30 protein-coding genes are annotated in these 20,753 nt (G+C 56.8%); 5 read left to right on the top strand and 25 right to left on the bottom strand.

All coding sequences use genetic code 11. From position 1 onward, the window contains the following. Positions 1-11 precede the first annotated feature (11 nt). The 4 genes from BLU24_RS04705 to BLU24_RS04690 are packed head-to-tail and all read left to right on the top strand — an operon-like array spanning position 12 to position 2,973. The gene (locus BLU24_RS04705) at positions 12-662 is read left to right on the top strand and encodes a DUF2491 family protein (protein WP_093097856.1); all 651 of its coding nucleotides are present in this window, start codon (positions 12-14) and stop codon (positions 660-662) included. 15 nt (positions 663-677) lie between these two features. Then, complete coding sequence (locus BLU24_RS04700; RefSeq protein ID WP_093097853.1) at positions 678-1,103, top strand: DUF350 domain-containing protein; 426 nt, start codon at positions 678-680, stop codon at positions 1,101-1,103. Positions 1,104-1,120: 17 nt separating this feature from the next. Continuing rightward, positions 1,121-1,813, top strand: a complete 693-nt coding sequence (locus BLU24_RS04695) for a DUF1190 domain-containing protein (RefSeq protein ID WP_093097850.1) — start codon at positions 1,121-1,123, stop codon at positions 1,811-1,813. 2 nt (positions 1,814-1,815) lie between these two features. Continuing rightward, positions 1,816-2,973: a glutathionylspermidine synthase family protein gene (locus tag BLU24_RS04690; protein ID WP_093097847.1), complete on the top strand. Its 1,158-nt coding sequence runs from the start codon at positions 1,816-1,818 to the stop codon at positions 2,971-2,973. 169 nt (positions 2,974-3,142) lie between these two features. On the opposite strand, the gene BLU24_RS04685 is transcribed toward BLU24_RS04690, so the two are convergent. Both BLU24_RS04685 and BLU24_RS04680 read right to left on the bottom strand, forming a co-directional pair. After that, the gene (locus tag BLU24_RS04685) at positions 3,143-3,664 is read right to left on the bottom strand and encodes a single-stranded DNA-binding protein (protein WP_042610650.1); all 522 of its coding nucleotides are present in this window, start codon (positions 3,662-3,664) and stop codon (positions 3,143-3,145) included. A gap of 15 nt (positions 3,665-3,679) precedes the next feature. Further along, a complete protein-coding gene (locus tag BLU24_RS04680; protein ID WP_090286764.1) occupies positions 3,680-5,071 on the bottom strand; it encodes an MFS transporter in 1,392 nt (463 codons plus the stop codon). A 191-nt stretch (positions 5,072-5,262) separates the two neighbouring features. Between BLU24_RS04680 and uvrA the strand changes: the two genes are divergently transcribed. Beyond that, positions 5,263-8,097 carry an excinuclease ABC subunit UvrA gene (gene uvrA / locus BLU24_RS04675; RefSeq protein ID WP_090286766.1) on the top strand — a complete coding sequence of 945 codons (2,835 nt, stop codon included), beginning with the start codon at positions 5,263-5,265 and terminating at the stop codon, positions 8,095-8,097. 65 nt (positions 8,098-8,162) lie between these two features. Here uvrA and bfr read toward each other — a convergent pair whose 3' ends face one another. The 23 genes from bfr to rpsC form a co-directional block, all read right to left on the bottom strand. Then, positions 8,163-8,630: a bacterioferritin gene (gene bfr / locus BLU24_RS04670; protein ID WP_016772947.1), complete on the bottom strand. Its 468-nt coding sequence runs from the start codon at positions 8,628-8,630 to the stop codon at positions 8,163-8,165. Positions 8,631-8,779: 149 nt separating this feature from the next. After that, complete coding sequence (locus tag BLU24_RS04665) at positions 8,780-10,234, bottom strand: catalase (RefSeq protein WP_093097844.1); 1,455 nt, start codon at positions 10,232-10,234, stop codon at positions 8,780-8,782. Positions 10,235-10,473: 239 nt separating this feature from the next. Then, entirely contained in the window at positions 10,474-10,860 is a 387-nt protein-coding gene (gene rplQ, locus BLU24_RS04660; protein ID WP_003176402.1) for a 50S ribosomal protein L17, read from the bottom strand. Between the two features lie 42 nt (positions 10,861-10,902). Then, complete coding sequence (locus BLU24_RS04655; protein ID WP_003186012.1) at positions 10,903-11,904, bottom strand: DNA-directed RNA polymerase subunit alpha; 1,002 nt, start codon at positions 11,902-11,904, stop codon at positions 10,903-10,905. A 22-nt stretch (positions 11,905-11,926) separates the two neighbouring features. Continuing rightward, entirely contained in the window at positions 11,927-12,547 is a 621-nt protein-coding gene (rpsD, locus tag BLU24_RS04650) for a 30S ribosomal protein S4 (protein WP_003176404.1), read from the bottom strand. A gap of 18 nt (positions 12,548-12,565) precedes the next feature. After that, entirely contained in the window at positions 12,566-12,955 is a 390-nt protein-coding gene (gene rpsK / locus BLU24_RS04645) for a 30S ribosomal protein S11 (protein WP_002555466.1), read from the bottom strand. A gap of 30 nt (positions 12,956-12,985) precedes the next feature. Continuing rightward, positions 12,986-13,342 carry a 30S ribosomal protein S13 gene (gene rpsM, locus BLU24_RS04640; RefSeq protein ID WP_003186020.1) on the bottom strand — a complete coding sequence of 119 codons (357 nt, stop codon included), beginning with the start codon at positions 13,340-13,342 and terminating at the stop codon, positions 12,986-12,988. Positions 13,343-13,472: 130 nt separating this feature from the next. Continuing rightward, positions 13,473-13,589, bottom strand: coding sequence for a 50S ribosomal protein L36 (rpmJ, locus tag BLU24_RS04635; RefSeq protein WP_002555468.1), 117 nt, complete (start codon positions 13,587-13,589; stop codon positions 13,473-13,475). Between the two features lie 27 nt (positions 13,590-13,616). Then, entirely contained in the window at positions 13,617-14,945 is a 1,329-nt protein-coding gene (gene secY / locus BLU24_RS04630) for a preprotein translocase subunit SecY (RefSeq protein WP_090286770.1), read from the bottom strand. Continuing rightward, complete coding sequence (rplO, locus tag BLU24_RS04625) at positions 14,946-15,383, bottom strand: 50S ribosomal protein L15 (RefSeq protein WP_003228720.1); 438 nt, start codon at positions 15,381-15,383, stop codon at positions 14,946-14,948. A gap of 3 nt (positions 15,384-15,386) precedes the next feature. Next, a complete protein-coding gene (gene rpmD / locus BLU24_RS04620) occupies positions 15,387-15,563 on the bottom strand; it encodes a 50S ribosomal protein L30 (RefSeq protein ID WP_003176408.1) in 177 nt (58 codons plus the stop codon). Positions 15,564-15,565: 2 nt separating this feature from the next. Beyond that, positions 15,566-16,066 (bottom strand): 30S ribosomal protein S5, encoded by a 501-nt coding sequence (gene rpsE, locus BLU24_RS04615; RefSeq protein ID WP_007955637.1) that lies wholly within the window; start codon positions 16,064-16,066, stop codon positions 15,566-15,568. A gap of 3 nt (positions 16,067-16,069) precedes the next feature. Then, on the bottom strand, positions 16,070-16,420 hold the full coding sequence (gene rplR / locus BLU24_RS04610; protein WP_003186037.1) for a 50S ribosomal protein L18: 351 nt from the start codon (positions 16,418-16,420) through the stop codon (positions 16,070-16,072). 10 nt (positions 16,421-16,430) lie between these two features. Further along, positions 16,431-16,964: a 50S ribosomal protein L6 gene (gene rplF / locus BLU24_RS04605; protein WP_007966176.1), complete on the bottom strand. Its 534-nt coding sequence runs from the start codon at positions 16,962-16,964 to the stop codon at positions 16,431-16,433. 12 nt (positions 16,965-16,976) lie between these two features. Beyond that, positions 16,977-17,369, bottom strand: a complete 393-nt coding sequence (gene rpsH / locus BLU24_RS04600) for a 30S ribosomal protein S8 (protein ID WP_016772944.1) — start codon at positions 17,367-17,369, stop codon at positions 16,977-16,979. Between the two features lie 209 nt (positions 17,370-17,578). Further along, positions 17,579-17,884: a 30S ribosomal protein S14 gene (gene rpsN / locus BLU24_RS04595; protein ID WP_003228726.1), complete on the bottom strand. Its 306-nt coding sequence runs from the start codon at positions 17,882-17,884 to the stop codon at positions 17,579-17,581. A 13-nt stretch (positions 17,885-17,897) separates the two neighbouring features. Beyond that, a complete protein-coding gene (gene rplE / locus BLU24_RS04590) occupies positions 17,898-18,437 on the bottom strand; it encodes a 50S ribosomal protein L5 (RefSeq protein WP_003210069.1) in 540 nt (179 codons plus the stop codon). Positions 18,438-18,457: 20 nt separating this feature from the next. Continuing rightward, positions 18,458-18,772: a 50S ribosomal protein L24 gene (gene rplX / locus BLU24_RS04585; protein WP_003186046.1), complete on the bottom strand. Its 315-nt coding sequence runs from the start codon at positions 18,770-18,772 to the stop codon at positions 18,458-18,460. 11 nt (positions 18,773-18,783) lie between these two features. Further along, the gene (gene rplN / locus BLU24_RS04580; RefSeq protein ID WP_002555479.1) at positions 18,784-19,152 is read right to left on the bottom strand and encodes a 50S ribosomal protein L14; all 369 of its coding nucleotides are present in this window, start codon (positions 19,150-19,152) and stop codon (positions 18,784-18,786) included. Positions 19,153-19,175: 23 nt separating this feature from the next. Continuing rightward, positions 19,176-19,442 (bottom strand): 30S ribosomal protein S17, encoded by a 267-nt coding sequence (gene rpsQ, locus BLU24_RS04575; RefSeq protein WP_003194644.1) that lies wholly within the window; start codon positions 19,440-19,442, stop codon positions 19,176-19,178. 2 nt (positions 19,443-19,444) lie between these two features. Next, positions 19,445-19,636: a 50S ribosomal protein L29 gene (gene rpmC, locus BLU24_RS04570; protein WP_002555481.1), complete on the bottom strand. Its 192-nt coding sequence runs from the start codon at positions 19,634-19,636 to the stop codon at positions 19,445-19,447. Further along, on the bottom strand, positions 19,636-20,049 hold the full coding sequence (gene rplP / locus BLU24_RS04565; RefSeq protein ID WP_003228729.1) for a 50S ribosomal protein L16: 414 nt from the start codon (positions 20,047-20,049) through the stop codon (positions 19,636-19,638). Before rplP ends, rpmC begins: the two co-directional genes overlap by 1 nt. A gap of 12 nt (positions 20,050-20,061) precedes the next feature. Then, positions 20,062-20,748, bottom strand: a complete 687-nt coding sequence (gene rpsC, locus BLU24_RS04560; protein ID WP_003176422.1) for a 30S ribosomal protein S3 — start codon at positions 20,746-20,748, stop codon at positions 20,062-20,064. Positions 20,749-20,753 lie beyond the last annotated feature (5 nt).

Raw genomic sequence — 20,753 nt, 5'->3', positions numbered from 1 at the left:
GGAACGTACCCATGGGATGGTTTAAAGATTTGCTGGGCACCAGCAACTGGCAGACGGCTGCGCCAACTGCAAACGTGGCGAGCGGCCCGCTCGGGATGGCGCAGGGCAAAGGCGTGCGTTTCGACACGACTCTGGCCTTGCTGCTCGAGGGCTCGACTTCGGTGCGGGTACCCTTTGATCAGGCAGTCTGGAGCGCGGGCTGGGTCGACCTCGGCCAGTCCAACAAACTGCACCGCTATTACATGAACGACGAAGATTTCTGGGTGCAGATCCACGTCACCGGTGAAGACCAGATCGAGTCCGTCACGCTGTTCAATTACCTCAGTTACGTGACCGTCAACAGTGACGCCGAACTGCAACGTCTGGCCGGCCCGAACAGCCAGATCGGTTTGCCGAACTACACCCACGAAGGCGTCGCCTACACCCGCGAATGGGGCACCGAACAGGGCCAGACCGAGCTGGTACCGATGACCGAACAGGTGGTCAACCCGGACGAAAGCTACACCATCAATCACCATTCGATGCTCTACGCGCGCGACACTGGCTTGACCGATCGCCGCGAATTGCTGCTGTTCTCCGTCGAGCAGGACGAAGAAGGCACCGTCAGCCTGAGCACTTCGCTGGGCATCTCGCTGTACACGACTGATTTGAGCGCCATCTAAAAAAGGAAGTTTTTCATGCTGGAAGTGTTGGCCGTTTCCCTGAACAAGACCGCGCTGGTCGGTTTCGTCGTCTATCTGATCGGCGCCGTGCTGCTGTTCATGCTGTTTCAATTCGTCTATACGCGCATCACCGCGCACAAGGAATTCGAGCTGATCCGCGCCGGCAATACCGCCGCCGCTATCGCACTGTCCGGCGCGATCATCGGTTTCGCGATTCCTGCCAGCAACGTGATCGCTTATTCGGTCAACGTGCTCGACTTCATACTCTGGGCTGTCATTGCCGCCGTCGTGCAATTGCTGGCGTTCGTCGCGACAGGGCTGGTGCTCAAAGGCACCTCTCAGCGCATCGCCAATGGCGAAGTGGCTGCCGGTATTTATGTGGCTGCGGTGGCGATCAGCGTCGGCATGCTCAATGCCGCCTGCATGACCCCGTCCAACTGATCGGCAGGAAGCCTTCGATGAAACGCAGCAAATACGTTCAGTTGTCCCTCGCCGCCTCGGTGGCCATGGCCATTTCCGGCCAGGTGAGCGCCGCCGATCAACCGCGCAGCTTCCAGAGCGTCGAGCAATGCGTCGATGCCGAAGTGGCCGCCGAGGTCTGCTCCAGCGCTTACGTCGCAGCATTGACCGAACACCGGCGCATCGCACCGGTGTACGACGACAAAGCCAACTGCGATGCGGATTTCGCCGCTGACTGGTGTCAGAAAAATTCCGATGGCCGCTTCGTGCCGAAACTCGGCGGCTTCAAGGTCGCGCAAAATGTTGAAGCCCCACAGAACCTCGACGCCATCGCCAACGCACAAATGCCTGCCGGTGACACCACCGCGCAGAATGCGCAAACCACTTCGCAACAATCCAGTGGTGGCGGCGGCGGCAGTGGCTGGCTCACCGGTTGGCTGATCGGCAACGCCATGAGCAACAACGCCAATCGCACGGTTTATCGCGATCGCGACACCCGCCAGACTTACAACACCTCGACACAGTACCGCCGAGCCGAAACGACGGCGCGCAGCCAACCGGACTACGAAACCAGCAAGAGCAAACCGGTCAACGTGGCTTCTTCGACGTCCCGTGGCGGCTTCGGCAGCCAGTCCAGTGCCCGCAGCGGCTGGGGTGGTTGGGGCAGCAGTTCCGGGCGCTCGAGCAGCTGACCATGAAGAAAATTGCCTGCGCCGAGCGGCCCGACTGGAAGCGCACCGCCGAGAGCCTCGGCTTTATGTTCCATACCATCGACGACGAGCCGTACTGGGACGAAAGCGCGTATTACCAGTTCACTCTGGCGCAGATCGAAAACGATCTCGAGGACCCGACCACCGAACTGCACGAGATGTGCATGGATCTGGTCGACCGCGTCGTGCACAGCGAAGAACTGCTGGACCGCCTGAGCATTCCGCCGTCGTACTACGACATGATCCGCACCTCCTGGCTGGAAGGTCATCCGCATCTGTACGGGCGCATGGACTTTTCCTACAGCGGTAACGGCCCGGCGAAACTGCTTGAACTCAATTACGACACGCCGACCAGCCTCTACGAAGCCGCAGCCTTTCAGTGGGGCTGGCTGGAACAGTGCATCGAGCGCGGCACGCTGCCGCGCCATGCCGACCAGTTCAACAGCATCGACACCAAACTGCACCAGGCCTTCGCCGAACTGCAGCTCAAGCGTCCATTCTATTTCGCGTCAATGAAAGATTCGGTCGAAGACAAGGGCACCACCGATTACCTGCGCCTGATCGCGGAAAAGGTCGGCATCGAGTCGCGGCACATTGATATCGAAGACATCGGCCTGACGGCCGAGGGTCGCTTTGTCGACCTGGAGGATCGCTGGATCCCGCACCTGTTCAAACTGCATGCCTGGGAATTCATCTTCCACGAACCGTTCGGCGCAGCGATTGCCGAATGCGACACGCAGTTCTTCGAACCGGCGTGGAAAGCGATTCTGTCCAACAAAGGCGTGTTGCCCTTGTTGTGGGAGATGCACAAGGGCCACCCGAATCTGCTGGCCGCGCATCTCGATCCGAATCCGCAACGTGCAGTGCCGAAAGGCTGGGTGCGCAAGCCGTACTTTTCCCGCGAAGGCGCCAACATCGAGCTGCAAACCGCCGAAGGGATAATCGTCAAAGAGGACGGGCCCTACACCGATGCGCCATTTATCCTGCAGGAGTTTGCGCCGTTGCCGAAGTTTGGCGACAGCTACACGCTGATCGGCTCGTGGGTGATCGGTGATGAGGCGGCGGGGATTGGGGTGCGTGAGGACAACAGCCTGATCACCAAGGATTCGAGCCGTTTCCTGCCTCACCTGATTCTCGACTAGAACACCAATCCCCATGTGGGAGCGAGCCTGCTCGCGAAAGCGCCAGGCCAGTCAATGCAAAGGGTGACTGACAGGCCGCTTTCGCGAGCAGGCTCGCTCCCACAGGTACAAAAAAGGCCCGTCGCGCAATGCGACGGGCCTTTTCATTTACAGCGGATACAGCAGCAAATCAGAACGGAATATCGTCATCGAAACTGTCGAAATCCGGAGCCGGTTGCGGTGCGGCCTGCTGTGGCGCTGGCGGGGCCGAACGCTGCTGCGGTGCCGACTGCTGCGGGCGTGGAGCCTGCTGACGCGGCGCCTGCTGCTGGTAGTTGTTGCCGCCGCCTTGCTGGTCGCCCTGTTGTGGACGGCCGCCGAGCAGTTGCATGGTGCCTTGCATGTCGACCACGATTTCAGTGGTGTAACGCTTGATACCGTCCTTTTCCCATTCACGGGTCTGCAGCTTGCCTTCGATGTACACCTGCGAACCCTTGCGCAGGTATTCGCCGGCGATTTCGGCAACCTTGCCGAACATCGAAACGCGGTGCCACTCGGTCTTCTCGACCTTCTGACCGGTTTGCTTGTCGGTCCATTGTTCGCTGGTGGCCAGACTCAGGTTGGTCACGGCGTTACCGTTAGGCAGGTAGCGAACTTCGGGATCCTGGCCGCAAGTGCCGACCAATATGACTTTGTTAACCCCACGGGCCATAACGTTCTCCTAGGCTTAGCACGCAGCCCCGGCCGGGTTGTTCACCAGGCGTTCGAGGGTGTCGCGATCCACTAATTCTTTGTCCAGTTTGATGTAAACAGCCGCCTCGTCAGCGACTATCACTGCATCCGTTACCCCTACGAGGGCCTTGAGACGCTCGACCAGACCCGCTTCGCGGATCGCTTCGGGCGACAACGGCAAGCGCAGGCTCGTCACGTAGGGAGGTTCGCGCATGGTAACAGCAAAGGCCAGCCAAAGTGCAGCCAGCCCGGCACATCCAAGGAACACAACCGACAGACCGCCATGCTGAAACAGCCAGCCGCCGAGTATCCCGCCGAGTGCCGATCCAAGGAACTGGCTGGTGGAGTACACGCCCATGGCCGTGCCCTTGCCGCCCGCCGGTGAAACCTTGCTGATCAGCGACGGCAACGAAGCCTCCAGCAGATTGAACGCGGTAAAGAACACCACCGTCCCGATCACCAGAGCGCGCAGGCTGTCGCCGAACTGCCAGAAGAATAGTTCAGTCAGCATCAGTGTCATGACGGCACCGAGCAAAACTCGTTTCATTTTGCGTCGCTTCTCGCCATAGATGATGAAAGGGATCATGGCGAAGAAGGAAATCACCAGCGCGGTGAGGTAGACCCACCAGTGCTGCTCCTTGGGCAGGCCGGCTTTTTCCACCAGCGCCAGCGGCAAGGCGACGAAGCTCGACATCAACATGGCATGTAACACAAAGATGCCCAGGTCGAGGCGCAGCAGGTCCGGATGCTTGAGCGTCGGCAGCAATGCCTGCCGCGCCACCCCGGATTCACGATGCTGCAGCGGCCCGGTGGAGCGCGGCACCATGAACATGATGATGAGGATACCGACCAGCGCCATGCCGCCAGTGGCAAGGAACAACCCCGACAGCCCGAAGGCTCGGGTCAGCAACGGCCCGACCACCATGGCCACGGCGAACGACAGGCCGATGGTCATGCCGATCATCGCCATGGCCTTGGTGCGGTGTTGTTCGCGGGTCAGATCGGACAGCAGCGCCATCACCGCTGCGGAAATCGCCCCGGCACCTTGCAGGATCCGCCCGGCAATCACGCCCCAGATCGAATCAGCCTGCGAGGCCAGGACACTGCCGAGGGCAAAGACGATCAATCCCAGATAAATCACCGGACGGCGGCCGATGCGGTCGGAAATGATCCCGAACGGAATCTGGAAAATCGCCTGGGTCAGGCCGTAAGCGCCGATCGCCAGCCCGATCAGGGCCGGGGTCGCGCCCGCCAGATCCATGCCATAGGTCGCCAGTACCGGCAACACCATGAACATGCCCAGCATACGGAAGGCGAACACCAGGGCCAGACCGCTCGCCGCGCGGGTCTCGCTGCCACTCATGCGTTCGCTGTGGGGATCGTGCATGGAAAAACCTCGTGTGAACCGGCGGCGATTCTACCAGTCCCATCGGAAGACGGGGTATATCGCGACGCTATGACGCGTATAGATGAAACTCTCTTCATGAACGGTAAAACGCCCTTCGTTTGATAGTGTGCATCCATCCAGTATTTGGCCGTATACTCCTACGTTTTCGCCGCCCGCCAAGCGAGGCCACTTTGGACAAGATCCTGATACGTGGGGCCCGTACCCACAACCTGAAGAACATCGACCTGACCCTGCCACGGGACAAACTGATTGTCATCACCGGCCTGTCCGGATCCGGCAAGTCGTCCCTGGCGTTCGACACGCTGTATGCCGAAGGCCAGCGCCGCTATGTCGAATCGCTGTCGGCCTACGCCCGACAGTTCCTGTCAATGATGGAAAAACCCGACGTCGACACCATCGAAGGCCTGTCGCCGGCGATCTCCATCGAGCAGAAGTCGACCTCCCACAACCCGCGCTCGACGGTCGGCACCATCACCGAAATCTACGACTACCTGCGCCTGCTCTACGCCCGCGTCGGTACGCCGCGCTGCCCGGATCACGACATTCCGCTGGAGGCGCAGACCGTCAGCCAGATGGTCGATCTGGTGCTGGCCCAGCCGGAAGGCAGCAAACTGATGTTGCTGGCGCCGGTGATCCGTGAGCGCAAAGGTGAACATCTGTCGGTCTTCGAAGAACTGCGCGCGCAGGGCTTTGTCCGCGCTCGGGTCAATGGGCGCATCTGCGAACTCGACGAACTGCCGAAGCTGGATAAACAGAAGAAGCACTCGATCGACGTGATCGTCGACCGTTTCAAGGTCCGCGCCGATCTGCAACAGCGTCTGGCCGAGTCGTTCGAGACCGCGCTGAAGCTGGCCGACGGCATTGCCCTGGTGGCACCGATGGATGACGAGCCCGGCGAAGAAATGATCTTCTCCGCGCGCTTCGCCTGCCCGATCTGCGGCCATGCGATCAGTGAGCTGGAACCCAAGCTGTTTTCCTTCAACAACCCGGCCGGCGCCTGCCCGACCTGTGATGGCCTGGGGGTGAAGCAATTCTTCGATATCAAGCGCCTGGTCAACGGTGAGCTGACCTTGGCCGAAGGTGCGATCCGCGGTTGGGACCGGCGCAACGTCTATTACTTCCAGATGCTTGGCTCGCTGGCTTCGCACTACAAGTTCAGCCTCGACAAGCCTTTCAACGAACTGACCGCCGAGCAGCAGAAAAACATCCTGCACGGCAGTGGTTCGCAGAATGTCGACTTCAAATACCTCAACGACCGGGGCGATATCGTCAAGCGTTCGCACCCGTTCGAAGGCATCGTGCCGAATCTCGAGCGTCGCTACCGCGAGACCGAGTCGGCAAGCGTGCGCGAAGAGCTGGCCAAGTTCCTCAGCCATCAGGCTTGCCCGGATTGCCGCGGCACCCGCCTGCGTCGTGAAGCGCGGCACGTGTGGGTAGGCGAAAAAACCCTGCCGGCCGTGACCAACCTGCCGATCGGCGATGCCTGCGAGTACTTCGCCGACCTGAAGATGACCGGACGCCGCGGTGAAATCGCCGACAAGATCCTCAAGGAGATCCGCGAGCGTCTGCAGTTTCTGGTCAACGTCGGGCTCGACTACCTGTCGCTGGATCGCAGCGCCGACACCCTGTCCGGCGGCGAGGCGCAACGGATTCGCCTGGCCAGCCAGATCGGTGCGGGTCTCGTGGGCGTCTTGTACATCCTCGATGAACCGTCCATTGGTCTGCATCAACGCGATAACGACCGTCTTCTCGGCACCCTCAAGCACCTTCGCGACATCGGCAACACGGTGATTGTGGTCGAGCACGACGAAGACGCGATTCGTCTGGCTGACTATGTCGTGGATATCGGCCCGGGAGCCGGTGTACATGGCGGGCAGATCGTCGCCGAAGGTACGCCGGACGAAGTCATGGCGCATCCGGATTCCCTGACTGGTAAATACCTCTCGGGCCGAGTGAAGATTGAAGTGCCGGCCAAGCGCACGCCACGCAACAAGAAGCTCAACCTGTCGCTCAGAGGCGCGCGCGGCAACAACCTGCGCAACGTCGATCTGGACATTCCGATCGGCCTGCTGACATGCGTAACCGGCGTGTCCGGCTCGGGCAAGTCGACGCTGATCAACAACACGCTGTTCCCGCTGAGCGCCACCGCGCTCAACGGTGCGACCACGCTGGAAGCAGCCGCACATGACAGCATCAAGGGCCTTGAGCACCTGGACAAGGTCGTCGATATAGACCAGAGCCCCATCGGCCGTACACCGCGGTCCAACCCGGCAACGTATACCGGGCTGTTCACGCCGATTCGCGAACTGTTTGCCGGCGTGCCGGAGTCGCGTTCGCGCGGCTATGGACCGGGGCGGTTCTCGTTTAACGTCAAGGGCGGTCGTTGCGAAGCCTGCCAGGGCGATGGCCTGATCAAGGTGGAGATGCACTTCCTCCCGGACATCTATGTGCCGTGCGACGTGTGCAAGAGCAAGCGCTATAACCGCGAGACCCTTGAGATCAAATACAAGGGCAAGAGCATTCACGAAACCCTCGAGATGACGATCGAGGAAGCCCGGGAATTCTTCGACGCGGTACCAGCGCTGGCGCGCAAGCTGCAAACGCTGATGGATGTGGGCCTGTCGTACATCAAGCTGGGGCAGTCGGCGACCACGCTTTCAGGCGGTGAGGCGCAGCGGGTCAAGTTGTCTCGCGAGCTGTCCAAGCGCGATACCGGCAAAACCCTGTACATCCTCGATGAGCCGACCACCGGTCTGCACTTTGCCGATATCCAGCAATTGCTCGATGTACTGCATCGCCTGCGCGATCACGGCAACACGGTAGTGGTGATCGAGCACAACCTCGATGTGATCAAGACCGCCGACTGGTTGGTGGATCTTGGCCCGGAAGGTGGTTCCAAAGGCGGGCAGATCATTGCCACCGGTACGCCGGAGGAAGTGGCCGAGATGAAGCAATCTCACACCGGCCATTACCTCAAACCGCTGTTGATCCGCGACCGGGCCTAAACGCCAGGCATAAAAAAGCCCCTGTCACCGTTGAAGTGACAGGGGCTTTTTTACTTCGGTGGCAATCAGGACGCGTGGGATTGCAGGTAGTTCTCGAGACCAATGAGCTTGATCAGACCCAACTGCTTTTCCAGCCAGTAGGTGTGATCTTCTTCGGTGTCATTGAGCTGCACCCGCAGGATCTCGCGGCTGACGTAATCCTTGTGTTGCTCGCACAGCTCGATGCCTTTGCACAGGGCAGCGCGAACCTTGTATTCGAGGCGCAAATCCGCTTCGAGCATGGTTGGCACCGTGGTGCCTACATCCAGATCATCCGGACGCATGCGCGGCGTGCCTTCGAGCATCAGAATCCGCCGCATCAACGCGTCGGCGTGGCCTGCTTCTTCTTCCATCTCGTGGTTGATTCGCTCGTAGAGCTTGGTAAACCCCCAGTCCTCATACATCCGCGAATGAACAAAATATTGATCGCGCGCGGCCAGTTCGCCGGTCAGCAACGTGTTGAGGTAATCGATTACATCTGGGTGGCCTTGCATCGCCCTACATCTCCCTGCCTGAAAGTCTGTAGTTTGAACCAACCTGACCGGAAGGTCACCCGCCGCGCGCAATAAAAGTGAAGAATATCCGAGAAAACAGCCCTAAATGACGCAAAAACCGCCCAAATGAGGGCGGTTCTGCTTCTCGTTTAGACTTCGTTAAGCTGTACGTTGAGCAGCTTTGCGATTGCTTCTCCATACGCCGGATCGGCTTGGTAAAAATACATCAGAGCCCGGTCAATCACATCGGAAGAGACGCCACTCATGGAACCGGCAATGTTGGTGGTCAGCAACGCCTGCTGTTCAGGACTCATCAATCGAAAGAGCGCACCTGCATAGCTGAAGTAATCGTTGTCGACGCGATGGTCATATCGATCCGCGCTACCGCTGAGCATCAGCGCCGGCTCCCTGTAGCTCGGATCCTGTTTCGGAGCCCCGGAATAGCTGTTCGGCTCATAATTCGGAGCGCCTGTCCCATAACTAGGGGATGCCATGGCGCCGTCTCGCTGGTACGTATTGACCGGGCTGCGTGCCGCGTTTACTGGTAACTGCTGGTGATTGGTACCGACTCGATAACGCTGCGCATCGGCATAGGCAAATACACGTCCCTGAAGCATACGGTCGGGAGACAAACCAACCCCTGGAACAACATTGCTTGGTGCGAGCGCCGCCTGCTCAACTTCCGCGTGATAGTTTTGTGGATTCCGGTTCAGTTCCAGAATGCCGACCTTGATCAGCGGAAACTCCCGCTGTGACCATGTTTTGGTGACATCGAACGGATTGTCGTGATGTGCCGCGGCCTGTGCTTCAGTCATGACCTGCATGCACACATCCCATTGCGGGAAATCGCCTCGAGCAATTGCATTAAACAAGTCGCGCTGAGCGTAATCCGGATCAGTGCCCGCAAGCTCTGCAGCAACAGCAGGATCGAGGTTCTTGATCCCTTGCCGGGTTTTATAGTGCCATTTCACCCAATGACGCTCGCCCTGACTGTTGATCAGGCTGAACGTGTGACTGCCGAACCCGTGCATATGGCGGTAACCGTCTGGAATGCCCCTATCAGAAAACAGGATGGTGATCTGGTGGAGGGCTTCCGGCGAATGAGACCAGAAATCCCAGACATTTTGGGCACTCTTCAAATTGCTGTGCGGGTCACGCTTTTGCGTGTGGATGAAATCGGGAAACTTCAATGGATCGCGGATAAAGAACACCGGGGTATTGTTACCAACAACGTCCCAATTTCCCTCGTTGGTGTAGAACCGCAACGCAAAACCACGCGGATCGCGCGCAGTATCTGCCGAGCCACGCTCACCGCCGACAGTGGAAAAACGCAGGAAGGTCGGCGTCTGCTTGCCAACTGCCGAGAACAGGTCGGCCTTGGTATAGCGGGTGATATCTGAAGTCACAGTAAAGGTGCCATAGGCACCTGAGCCCTTGGCGTGTACGCGGCGCTCGGGAATATTCTCTCGGTTGAAGTGCGCAAGCTTTTCAATCAGATGGAAATCAGTGAGCAATATAGGACCCAATGGGCCAGCAGTCAGGGAATTCTGGTTGTCGGCAACGGGCACGCCACTGGCTGTGGTCAAGGTATTGTTCTGAGTCATGTGATCTTCTTCCTCTATCAATTTTGATATGCCAGGTAACAGCTTGAGGGGAAGTATTCATCTTCTTCTTGAAAGCTACTAATGCATTAATCTGTAGGCATCAATAGGAAATAACTAACGATCATTTCCCCCTGTCGATAATGCAGACTCAAGCAGCATAGTAGCTTGTATGCATGATGCTTTTTTCGAGACACAAAAAACCGGGCACTAGGCCCGGTTTTTTGTATCAGACTGACGTCTTACTCGGCGGATACAGCTTCGCCAGCAGTAGCACGATCAACCAACTCGACGTACGCCATAGGCGCGTTGTCGCCAGCGCGGAAACCGCACTTGAGGATGCGCAGGTAGCCACCCTCACGGGTAGCGTAACGCTTGCCCAGGTCGTTGAAGAGCTTACCAACGATAGCTTTCGAACGAGTACGGTCGAAAGCCAGACGGCGGTTAGCCAGGCTGTCTGTCTTGGCCAGAGTGATCAGCGGCTCGGCAACCCGGCGCAGTTCTTTGGCTTTTGGCAGAGTAGTTTTGATCAGCTCGTGCTCGAACAGCGACACCGCCATGTTTTGGAACATGGCCTTGCGGTGCGAGCTGGTGCGGCTCAGGTGACGACCACTTTTACGATGACGCATGGTTCATTCCTTACCAAACACTACGTTCGGTGATTACGACGATCAGGCAGTCGCCTTGTCGTCCTTCTTAAGACTTGCAGGCGGCCAGTTGTCGAGGCGCATGCCGAGGGACAGACCGCGGGAGGCCAGAACGTCCTTGATTTCAGTCAAGGATTTCTTGCCCAGGTTCGGAGTCTTCAACAGCTCTACTTCGGTACGCTGAATCAGGTCGCCGATGTAGTAGATGTTTTCCGCCTTAAGGCAGTTAGCCGAACGTACAGTCAGTTCCAGATCGTCAACCGGGCGAAGCAGGATCGGATCGATCTCGTCTTCCTGCTCGACAACCACTGGCTCACTGTCACCCTTGAGGTCGACGAACGCAGCCAACTGCTGTTGCAGGATGGTTGCAGCGCGACGGATAGCCTCTTCAGGGTCCAGAGTACCGTTGGTTTCCAGATCAATAACCAGCTTGTCCAGGTTGGTGCGCTGTTCGACACGGGCGTTTTCCACCACGTAAGCGATACGGCGAACCGGGCTGAACGAAGAATCGAGCTGCAAGCGACCGATGCTGCGGCTTTCGTCTTCATCGCTCTGACGCGAGTCGGCTGGTTCATAACCACGACCACGAGCTACGGTGAGCTTCATGTTCAGGGCGCCGTTAGACGCCAGGTTAGCGATTACGTGATCGGGATTAACGATCTCGACATCATGATCCAGCTGAATATCGGCAGCGGTAACCACCCCCGAACCCTTCTTCGACAAGGTCAGCGTAACTTCGTCACGACCGTGCAGCTTGATGGCCAGACCTTTAAGGTTCAACAGGATTTCAATTACGTCTTCCTGTACACCTTCGATGGCGCTGTACTCGTGGAGCACACCGTCAATCTCGGCCTCGACTACTGCGCAGCCGGGCATTGAGGACAACAGGATGCGGCGCAGCGCGTTGCCCAGGGTGTGGCCAAAACCACGCTCGAGAGGCTCGAGAGTGATCTTGGCGCGGGTTGGACTGACAACCTGCACATCAATGTGGCGGGGTGTCAGGAACTCATTTACCGAAATCTGCATGGATGCACCTATTTTCTAGCCCTTACTTGGAGTAGAGCTCGACAATCAGGCTTTCGTTGATGTCGGCGGACAGATCACTGCGAGCAGGAACGTTCTTGAAAACGCCCGACTTCTTCTCAGTGTCTACTTCTACCCATTCTACGCGGCCACGTTGGGCACACAGATCGAGAGCTTGGACAATGCGAAGCTGGTTTTTTGCTTTCTCGCGAACTGCAACCACGTCACCAGCACGAACCTGATACGACGGAACGTTTACGGTCTGACCGTTAACGCTGATCGACTTGTGCGATACCAGCTGACGGGATTCGGCACGAGTCGAACCAAAGCCCATACGGTATACAACGTTGTCCAGACGGCATTCGAGCAGTTGCAGCAGGTTTTCACCGGTTGCACCTTTCTTGCCAGCAGCTTCTTTGTAGTAGCCGCTGAACTGACGCTCGAGAACGCCGTAGATACGACGGACCTTCTGCTTTTCACGCAGTTGGGTGCCGTAATCGGACTGGCGACCGCGGCGCTGGCCGTGGATACCAGGTGCTGCTTCAATGTTGCACTTCGATTCGATCGCGCGCACGCCGCTCTTCAGGAAGAGATCGGTGCCTTCGCGACGAGCGAGTTTGCATTTTGGACCAATGTAACGAGCCATTCTTTACAATCTCCTGGATTACACGCGGCGCTTCTTCGGCGGACGGCACCCGTTGTGCGGGATTGGCGTCACGTCGGTGATGCTGGCGATCTTGTAGCCACAGCCGTTCAAAGCGCGGACTGCGGATTCACGACCTGGACCTGGACCCTTGACGTTGACGTCGAGGTTTTTCAGGCCGTATTCCAGCGCAGCTTGACCAGCACGTTCAGCAGCTACCTGAGCAGCGAACGGGGTGGACTTGCGGGAACCGCGGAAACCCGAACCACCGGAGGTAGCCCAGGAAAGAGCGTTACCTTGACGGTCGGTAATGGTCACGATGGTGTTGTTAAAAGATGCATGGATGTGGGCGATGCCATCAACCACTGTCTTTTTAACTTTTTTACGAGGACGAGCAGCAGGTTTTGCCATGATTAAATTCCTGTCGATTCGCTGGGGCGATTACTTGCGGATCGGCTTACGCGGACCTTTACGGGTACGCGCGTTGGTCTTGGTACGCTGACCGCGTACTGGCAGACCACGACGATGACGCAGACCGCGATAGCAACCGAGGTCCATCAAGCGCTTGATTTTCATGTTGATTTCGCGACGCAGGTCACCTTCAGTGGTGAACTTCGCCACTTCGCCACGCAGCTGTTCAATTTGCTCGTCGCTCAGATCTTTGATCTTTGCTGCTGGGTTTACCCCAGTCACTGCACAGATCTTCTGCGCAGTAGTGCGACCAACACCATAGATGTAGGTCAGCGAGATAACAGTATGCTTGTTATCTGGAATGTTAACGCCTGCAATACGGGCCATTCAGTGGGACTCCAATTGACAGCTACCTACGCCCCGGAAGCCAAGAAATAGGGCGCGAGATAATATCGCTGTAATAACAAATAATCAACCCGGTAGCGCACTAGCTACCGGGCTTGAAGCACAATCACACTCAGCCTTGGCGCTGTTTGTGACGCGGTTCCGCGCTGCAAATTACTCGAACAACACCTTCGCGGCGAATAATCTTGCAGTTACGGCACAGCTTTTTCACCGATGCACGAACTTTCATCACCAACTCCTCGAACCTTATGGGTACTCAGCGCAACATGCCGCTGCCGTAACCCTTCAGGTTGGCTTTCTTCATCAGGGATTCGTACTGGTGCGAAACGAGGTGCGATTGTACTTGGGACATGAAGTCCATCACAACCACGACCACGATCAGCAACGAGGTCCCGCCAAGGTAGAACGGTACGTTTGCCGCAACCACCAGGAACTGGGGCAACAGACACACGGCCGTCATGTAAAGAGCACCGAACAGGGTCAAGCGGGTCAGAACGCCATCAATGTAGCGCGCAGACTGCTCACCTGGACGGATGCCCGGAATAAAGGCACCGGACTTCTTCAGGTTTTCCGCTACGTCTTTCGGATTGAACATCAACGCCGTATAGAAGAAGCAGAAGAAAATAATCCCTGCACTAAACAGCAGAATATTCAACGGCTGACCAGGAGCGATCGACTGCGAGATGTCCTGCAACCAGCCCATACCTTCAGACTGACCAAACCAGGCACCCAGCGAAGCCGGGAACAGCAAAATGCTGCTCGCGAAAATAGCCGGGATAACACCGGCCATGTTCACCTTCAGCGGCAAGTGGCTGGTCTGCGCAGCGAAGACCTTGCGGCCCTGCTGACGCTTGGCGTAGTGAACAGCAATACGACGCTGACCACGCTCAATGAACACCACGAAACCGATAATCGCTACTGCCAACAAACCGATGGCAACCAGGGCGAAGATATTGATATCACCCTGACGCGCAGACTCGAAAGACTGCCCGATTGCTCTCGGAAGACCGGCGACGATACCCGAAAAAATCAACATCGAGATACCGTTGCCAACACCACGCTCAGTAATCTGCTCACCCAGCCACATCATGAACATCGCACCAGCCACAAATGTGGTTACCGCGACGAAATGGAAGCCTAAGTCACCAGTGAACGCCACGCCCTGCCCCGCCAGACCAATGGACATGCCAATGGCCTGAACGAGAGCGAGAGCGACGGTGAGGTAGCGGGTGTACTGGCTGATCTTGCGACGGCCAGCTTCACCTTCCTTCTTCAACTGCTCCAGCTGTGGGCTGACGGCGGTCATCAACTGCATGATGATCGATGCCGAAATGTACGGCATGATCCCCAGTGCAAAGATGCTCATCCGTTCCAGCGCACCGCCGGAGAACATGTTGAACAAGCTAAGAATGGTCCCCTCATTCTGTCGAAACAGGTCTGCGAGTCGGTCCGGGTTGATACCTGGAACCGGGATGTGTGCGCCTATTCGGTAGACGATAATCGCCAGGAACAGAAAACGCAGACGAGCCCAGAGTTCAGACATACCGCCTTTGCCGAGCGCAGAGAGAGCACCTTGCTTAGCCATTTATTCCTCGAACTTGCCGCCAGCTGCTTCGATAGCCGCACGCGCACCTTTGGTGGCGCCGATTCCCTTGCCGATAGTGACAGCGCGAGTCACTTCACCGGACAGCATGATTTTCACACGCTGTACGTTGACGTTGATCACGTTGGCATCTTTCAGGGACTGCACAGTAACGATGTCGCCTTCCACTTTGGCCAGCTCGGACAGACGCACTTCTGCGCGATCCATGGCTTTCAGGGAAACGAAACCGAACTTAGGCAGACGACGATGCAGCGGCTGTTGACCGCCTTCAAAGCCTGGAGCAATGGTGCCACCGGAGCGGGAGGTCTGACCTTTGTGACCACGGCCACCAGTCTTGCCCAAACCACTACCGATACCACGGCCCGGACGATGCTTTTCGCGACGGGAACCCGGCGCTGGACTCAGATCATTGAGTTTCATCGATTAACCCTCGACACGCAGCATGTAGTAAGCCTTGTTGATCATCCCGCGATTCTCGGGAGTATCCTGGACTTCTACAGTGTGACCGATGCGACGCAGACCCAGACCCTTAACGCACAGTTTGTGGTTAGGGATGCGGCCGGTCATGCTTTTGATCAGCGTTACTTTAACGGTAGCCATGATTACTTGATCTCCTCAACACGCAGGCCACGCTTGGCAGCGATGGACTCAGGAGATTGCATAGCCTTCAGACCCTTGAAAGTGGCGTGAACCACGTTTACCGGGTTGGTCGAGCCGTAGCACTTGGCCAGAACGTTCTGAACGCCAGCAACTTCGAGGACAGCACGCATAGCGCCGCCAGCGATGATACCGGTACCTTCAGAAGCAGGCTGCATGTACACCTTCGAAGCGCCGTGAGCGGACTTCATTGCGTACTGCAGAGTAGTGCCGTTCAGGTCAACTTGAATCATGTTGCGGCGAGCAGCTTCCATTGCCTTCTGGATCGCAGCAGGCACTTCACGCGACTTGCCACGGCCGAAGCCAACACGCCCTTTACCATCACCAACCACGGTCAACGCGGTGAAAGTGAAGATACGGCCGCCTTTAACGGTTTTGGCTACGCGGTTAACTTGAACCAGCTTCTCAATGTAGCCTTCGTCGCGCTTTTGGTCGTTATTTGACATAACTTAGAACTCCAGCCCAGCTTCACGAGCAGCATCAGCCAGCGCTTTAACGCGGCCGTGGTACTTGAAGCCAGAGCGGTCGAAAGCCACTTGCGATACGCCAGCGGCCTTAGCACGCGTAGCGACCAGCTGGCCAACCTTTGTGGCCGCGTCGATGTTGCCAGTGGCACCATCACGCAGTTCTTTATCCAAAGTCGAGGCACTTGCCAGGACTTTGTTGCCGTCGGCCGAGATGACCTGGGCGTAGATGTGCTGCGACGAGCGGAACACGCAGAGACGCACGACTTCGAGTTCGTGCATTTTCAGGCGTGCTTTGCGAGCGCGACGCAGTCGAGTAACTTTTTTGTCGGTCATTTGCTATGCCCTACTTCTTCTTGGCTTCTTTACGACGGACGACTTCGTCCGCGTAGCGCACACCTTTGCCTTTGTACGGCTCTGGTGGACGGAAGTCGCGGATCTCAGCGGCCACTTGACCTACCAGCTGCTTGTCGATGCCCTTGATCAGGATATCGGTCTGGCTAGGAGTCTCAGCGGTGATGCCTTGCGGCAGTTCGTAATCCACTGGGTGCGAGAAGCCAAGAGCCAGGTTCAGAACCTGACCTTTTGCTTGCGCCTTGTAACCAACACCGACCAGCTGGAGCTTGCGCTCGAAGCCTTGGCTTACGCCCTGGACCATGTTGTTTACCAACGCACGCGTGGTACCGGCCATTGCGCGAGTTTGTTGATCGCCATTGCGAGCAGCGAAACGCAGCTCACCAGCTTCTTCAACGATCTCAACGGACGAATGGATGTTCAGTTCAAGAGTACCCTTGGCACCCTTCACCGAAAGCTGTTGGCCTGCGAATTTGACTTCGACACCGGCTGGCAGCTTAACGGGGTTCTTAGCGACGCGAGACATGCTTATCCCCCCTTAGAACACAGTGCAAAGAACTTCGCCGCCGACACCGGCAGCGCGCGCAGCACGATCCGTCATCACACCTTTGTTGGTGGAGACGATAGACACGCCAAGACCGCCACGAACTTTCGGCAGATCTTCAACGGACTTGTACTGACGCAGGCCTGGACGACTAACGCGCTTCACTTCTTCGATAACCGGACGGCCTTCGAAGTACTTCAGCGAGATGGACAACGACGGCTTGGCGTCGGTGGTGATCTGAAAATCCGCGATGTAACCTTCGTCCTTCAGGACTTTTGCTACAGCAGCCTTCAACGTGGAAGACGGCATGCTTACGACAGACTTTTCAGCCATCTGGGCATTACGGATTCGAGTTAGCATGTCCGCTAACGGGTCCTGCATACTCATGGGCTAGACGCTCCTAATACAGAAAAATTAGCCTTGCGGCTACTACTTGTCGCCGAGAACTTCCGGGCATGAAAAAACACGGGCTCAGGCGAGCCGGTCATTCTAGACACACCCTAGAAATGAATCAAGCCCCAAAAGGGGCTTGATTCATATTCAAGGCACCGACGGTCAGGTTTTTGCAAACCGGACCATCGAGGCTTTGACGACTATTACCAGCTGGCTTTAACCAGACCTGGAACGTCACCACGCATTGCAGCTTCACGCAGCTTGTTACGGCCGAGGCCGAACTTGCGGTAAACGCCGTGCGGACGACCAGTCAGGCGGCAACGGTTACGCATGCGCGAAGCACTTGCGTCACGTGGTTGCTTCTGCAGAGCTACGGTAGCTTCCCAACGCGCTTCTGGACTTGCGTTCAGATCGACGATGATAGCTTTCAGCGCTGCACGCTTGGTGGCGTACTTGGCAACGGTGAGCTGACGCTTCAGCTCACGGTTTTTCATGCTCTTCTTGGCCATTTTCCTACTCCAATCAGTTGCGGAACGGGAATTTGAAAGCACGCAACAGAGCGCGGCCTTCATCATCGTTCTTGGCAGTGGTGGTCAGGGTAATGTCCAGACCGCGGAGAGCATCGATCTTGTCGTAGTCGATTTCCGGGAAAATGATCTGCTCTTTCACGCCCATGCTGTAGTTGCCACGACCATCGAAGGACTTGGCATTCAGGCCGCGGAAGTCGCGAACCCGAGGCAGGGAGATCGACAGCAGACGATCCAGGAACTCGTACATACGCTCACGGCGCAGGGTCACTTTGACGCCGATCGGCCATCCTTCGCGGACTTTGAAGCCAGCGATGGATTTACGAGCGTAGGTCACAACGACTTTCTGGCCGGTGATCTTTTCCAGGTCAGCAACAGCGTGCTCGATGACTTTTTTGTCGCCGATCGCTTCGCCCAGACCCATGTTCAGGGTGATTTTGGTAACGCGCGGAACTTCCATCACGTTCGAAAGCTTAAGTTCTTCCTTAAGTTTCGGAGCGATTTCCTTCCGGTAAATCTCTTTTAGTCGTGCCATGGTCTTCTACCTAGCAGTGTTCAAGCATCAACCGCTTTTTGGGTCGACTTGAAGACACGAATTTTCTTACCGTCTTCTACTTTGAAACCAACGCGGTCAGCCTTGTTGGTTTCGCCGTTGAAGATGGCGACGTTGGAAGCGTGCAGTGGCGCTTCTTTCTCGACGATACCGCCCTGTACGCCCGACATCGGGTTAGGCTTGGTATGACGCTTGACCAGGTTCAGACCACCAACAACCAGACGGTTGTCAGCAAGAACCTTCAGCACCTTACCGCGCTTACCTTTGTCTTTGCCGGCGATCACGATGATCTCGTCGTCACGACGAATCTTTTGCATGTCGGATCTCCTTACAGCACTTCTGGGGCGAGCGAGACGATCTTCATGAACTTCTCAGTACGAAGTTCACGGGTCACTGGCCCAAAGATACGGGTGCCGATCGGCTCTTGCTTGTTGTTCAGAAGAACAGCAGCGTTGCCATCAAAGCGGATAATGGAGCCATCAGCACGACGTACGCCGTGACGAGTGCGGACTACAACAGCAGTCATCACTTGGCCTTTTTTCACTTTACCGCGAGGAATTGCTTCCTTCACGGTAACTTTGATGATGTCACCGATACCAGCGTAACGACGATGGGAGCCACCCAGCACCTTGATGCACATAACACGGCGAGCGCCGCTGTTATCGGCCACATCGAGCATGGATTGAGTCTGAATCATATAATTTCTCCGACCCCTAGCCCTTAGACTTCCACAGCGCGTTCGAGAACATCAACCAGCGCCCAAGACTTGGTCTTGGCCATCGGACGAGTTTCACGAATAGTGACTTTGTCGCCGATGTGGCACTGATTGGTTTCGTCGTGCGCGTGCAGCTTAGTCGAACGCTTAACGTATTTACCGTAGATCGGGTGCTTAACGCGACGCTCGATCAGAACGGTGATGGTTTTGTCCATCTTGTCGCTGACAACACGGCCAGTCAGCGTACGGACAGTTTTTTCGGCTTCAGCCATGATCACTTACCTGCCTGCTGGTTGAGCACAGTCTTCACGCGAGCGATGTCACGCTTAACTTGCGAGAGCAGATGAGACTGCCCCAACTGGCCAGTTGCTTTCTGCATGCGCAGATTGAACTGGTCGCGCAGCAGGCCGAGCAGTTGCTCGTTCAGCTGCTGTGCGGATTTTTCACGAAGTTCATTCGCTTTCATCACATCACCGTCCGTTTAACAAAGGAGGTGGCGAGCGGCAGCTTTGCAGCAGCCAGGGCGAAAGCCTCACGCGCCAGCTCTTCAGAAACACCCTCGATTTCATACAGGACTTTGCCTGGCTGAATCTGGGCAACCCAGTACTCCACGTTACCCTTACCTTTACCCATACGAACCTCGAGAGGTTTTTTGGAGATCGGCTTGTCCGGGAATACACGGATCCAGATCTTGCCGCCACGTTTTACGTGACGGGTCAGAGCACGACGCGCTGACTCGATCTGACGAGCGGTGAGACGACCACGAGCAACAGACTTCAGCGCGAACTCGCCGAAGCTGACTTTGCTACCGCGCAGTGCCAGACCACGGTTGTGGCCGGTCATCTGCTTGCGGAACTTCGTACGCTTTGGTTGCAACATTTGGCGTACCCCTTACTTAGCAGCTTTTTTACGAGGCGCTGGTGCTTGTGGTTTCAGTTCTTCTTGGCGACCACCAATAACTTCGCCTTTGAAGATCCAAACCTTTACACCGATCACACCGTAAGTGGTGTGAGCTTCGTAGTTGGCATAGTCGATGTCGGCACGCAGGGTGTGCAATGGCACACGACCTTCGCGATACCATTCAGTACGTGCGATTTCAGCACCGCCGAGACGACCGCTCACTTGGATTTTGATGCCTTTGGCACCAATGCGCATGGCGTTCTGTACTGCGCGCTTCATAGCGCGACGGAACATTACGCGACGCTCCAGCTGCTGAGCTACGCTCTGCGCAACCAGCATACCGTCGAGCTCCGGCTTGCGGATCTCTTCGATATTGATGTGCACAGGCACACCCATTTGCTTGGTCAGGTCCTGACGCAGTTTCTCAACATCTTCACCTTTCTTTCCGATAACGATACCTGGACGAGCGGTGTGGATGGTGATGCGTGCAGTTTGGGCCGGACGATGGATATCGATACGGCTTACGGACGCGCTTTTTAGTTTGTCTTGGAGATACTCACGCACTTTCAGATCTGCGAACAAGTAGTCCGCATAAGTCCGACCGTCTGCGTACCAGACGGAGGTGTGCTCCTTGACGATTCCCAGGCGAATGCCAATGGGATGTACTTTCTGACCCATCTCTT

Origin of the sequence: Pseudomonas sp. Z003-0.4C(8344-21) (assembly GCF_900104975.1) — a bacterium.
In the GTDB taxonomy this organism is placed as follows: Bacteria; Pseudomonadota; Gammaproteobacteria; order Pseudomonadales; family Pseudomonadaceae; genus Aquipseudomonas; species Aquipseudomonas granadensis.
This window is presented reverse-complemented; position numbering and strand designations above follow the sequence as displayed.

Coding starts and splice junctions, on each gene's coding strand:
- rplN (WP_002555479.1), bottom strand. CDS start 19,152: ATGATTCAGACTCAATCCATGCTCGATGTGGCCGATAACAGCGGCGCT.
- BLU24_RS04685 (WP_042610650.1), bottom strand. CDS start 3,664: ATGGCCCGTGGGGTTAACAAAGTCATATTGGTCGGCACTTGCGGCCAG.
- rpsM (WP_003186020.1), bottom strand. CDS start 13,342: ATGGCCCGTATTGCAGGCGTTAACATTCCAGATAACAAGCATACTGTT.
- rplR (WP_003186037.1), bottom strand. CDS start 16,420: ATGACCGACAAAAAAGTTACTCGACTGCGTCGCGCTCGCAAAGCACGC.
- rpmC (WP_002555481.1), bottom strand. CDS start 19,636: ATGAAAGCGAATGAACTTCGTGAAAAATCCGCACAGCAGCTGAACGAG.
- rpsQ (WP_003194644.1), bottom strand. CDS start 19,442: ATGGCTGAAGCCGAAAAAACTGTCCGTACGCTGACTGGCCGTGTTGTC.
- rplF (WP_007966176.1), bottom strand. CDS start 16,964: ATGTCTCGCGTCGCTAAGAACCCCGTTAAGCTGCCAGCCGGTGTCGAA.
- BLU24_RS04690 (WP_093097847.1), top strand. CDS start 1,816: ATGAAGAAAATTGCCTGCGCCGAGCGGCCCGACTGGAAGCGCACCGCC.
- rpsD (WP_003176404.1), bottom strand. CDS start 12,547: ATGGCTCGTTACATTGGTCCAAAATGCAAACTCGCTCGTCGCGAAGGC.
- BLU24_RS04665 (WP_093097844.1), bottom strand. CDS start 10,234: ATGACTCAGAACAATACCTTGACCACAGCCAGTGGCGTGCCCGTTGCC.
- rpsE (WP_007955637.1), bottom strand. CDS start 16,066: ATGTCAAATAACGACCAAAAGCGCGACGAAGGCTACATTGAGAAGCTG.
- rplO (WP_003228720.1), bottom strand. CDS start 15,383: ATGAAACTCAATGATCTGAGTCCAGCGCCGGGTTCCCGTCGCGAAAAG.
- BLU24_RS04700 (WP_093097853.1), top strand. CDS start 678: ATGCTGGAAGTGTTGGCCGTTTCCCTGAACAAGACCGCGCTGGTCGGT.
- rplP (WP_003228729.1), bottom strand. CDS start 20,049: ATGTTGCAACCAAAGCGTACGAAGTTCCGCAAGCAGATGACCGGCCAC.
- rpsN (WP_003228726.1), bottom strand. CDS start 17,884: ATGGCCAAGAAGAGCATGAAAAACCGTGAGCTGAAGCGTCAGCTCACC.
- bfr (WP_016772947.1), bottom strand. CDS start 8,630: ATGCAAGGCCACCCAGATGTAATCGATTACCTCAACACGTTGCTGACC.
- BLU24_RS04695 (WP_093097850.1), top strand. CDS start 1,121: ATGAAACGCAGCAAATACGTTCAGTTGTCCCTCGCCGCCTCGGTGGCC.
- BLU24_RS04680 (WP_090286764.1), bottom strand. CDS start 5,071: ATGCACGATCCCCACAGCGAACGCATGAGTGGCAGCGAGACCCGCGCG.
- rpsK (WP_002555466.1), bottom strand. CDS start 12,955: ATGGCAAAACCTGCTGCTCGTCCTCGTAAAAAAGTTAAAAAGACAGTG.
- rpmJ (WP_002555468.1), bottom strand. CDS start 13,589: ATGAAAGTTCGTGCATCGGTGAAAAAGCTGTGCCGTAACTGCAAGATT.
- BLU24_RS04655 (WP_003186012.1), bottom strand. CDS start 11,904: ATGCAGATTTCGGTAAATGAGTTCCTGACACCCCGCCACATTGATGTG.
- BLU24_RS04705 (WP_093097856.1), top strand. CDS start 12: ATGGGATGGTTTAAAGATTTGCTGGGCACCAGCAACTGGCAGACGGCT.
- rpsH (WP_016772944.1), bottom strand. CDS start 17,369: ATGAGTATGCAGGACCCGTTAGCGGACATGCTAACTCGAATCCGTAAT.
- rpmD (WP_003176408.1), bottom strand. CDS start 15,563: ATGGCTACCGTTAAAGTAACGCTGATCAAAAGCATGACCGGCCGCATC.
- rplE (WP_003210069.1), bottom strand. CDS start 18,437: ATGGCACGACTAAAAGAGATTTACCGGAAGGAAATCGCTCCGAAACTT.
- secY (WP_090286770.1), bottom strand. CDS start 14,945: ATGGCTAAGCAAGGTGCTCTCTCTGCGCTCGGCAAAGGCGGTATGTCT.
- rpsC (WP_003176422.1), bottom strand. CDS start 20,748: ATGGGTCAGAAAGTACATCCCATTGGCATTCGCCTGGGAATCGTCAAG.
- rplX (WP_003186046.1), bottom strand. CDS start 18,772: ATGCAAAAGATTCGTCGTGACGACGAGATCATCGTGATCGCCGGCAAA.
- rplQ (WP_003176402.1), bottom strand. CDS start 10,860: ATGCGTCATCGTAAAAGTGGTCGTCACCTGAGCCGCACCAGCTCGCAC.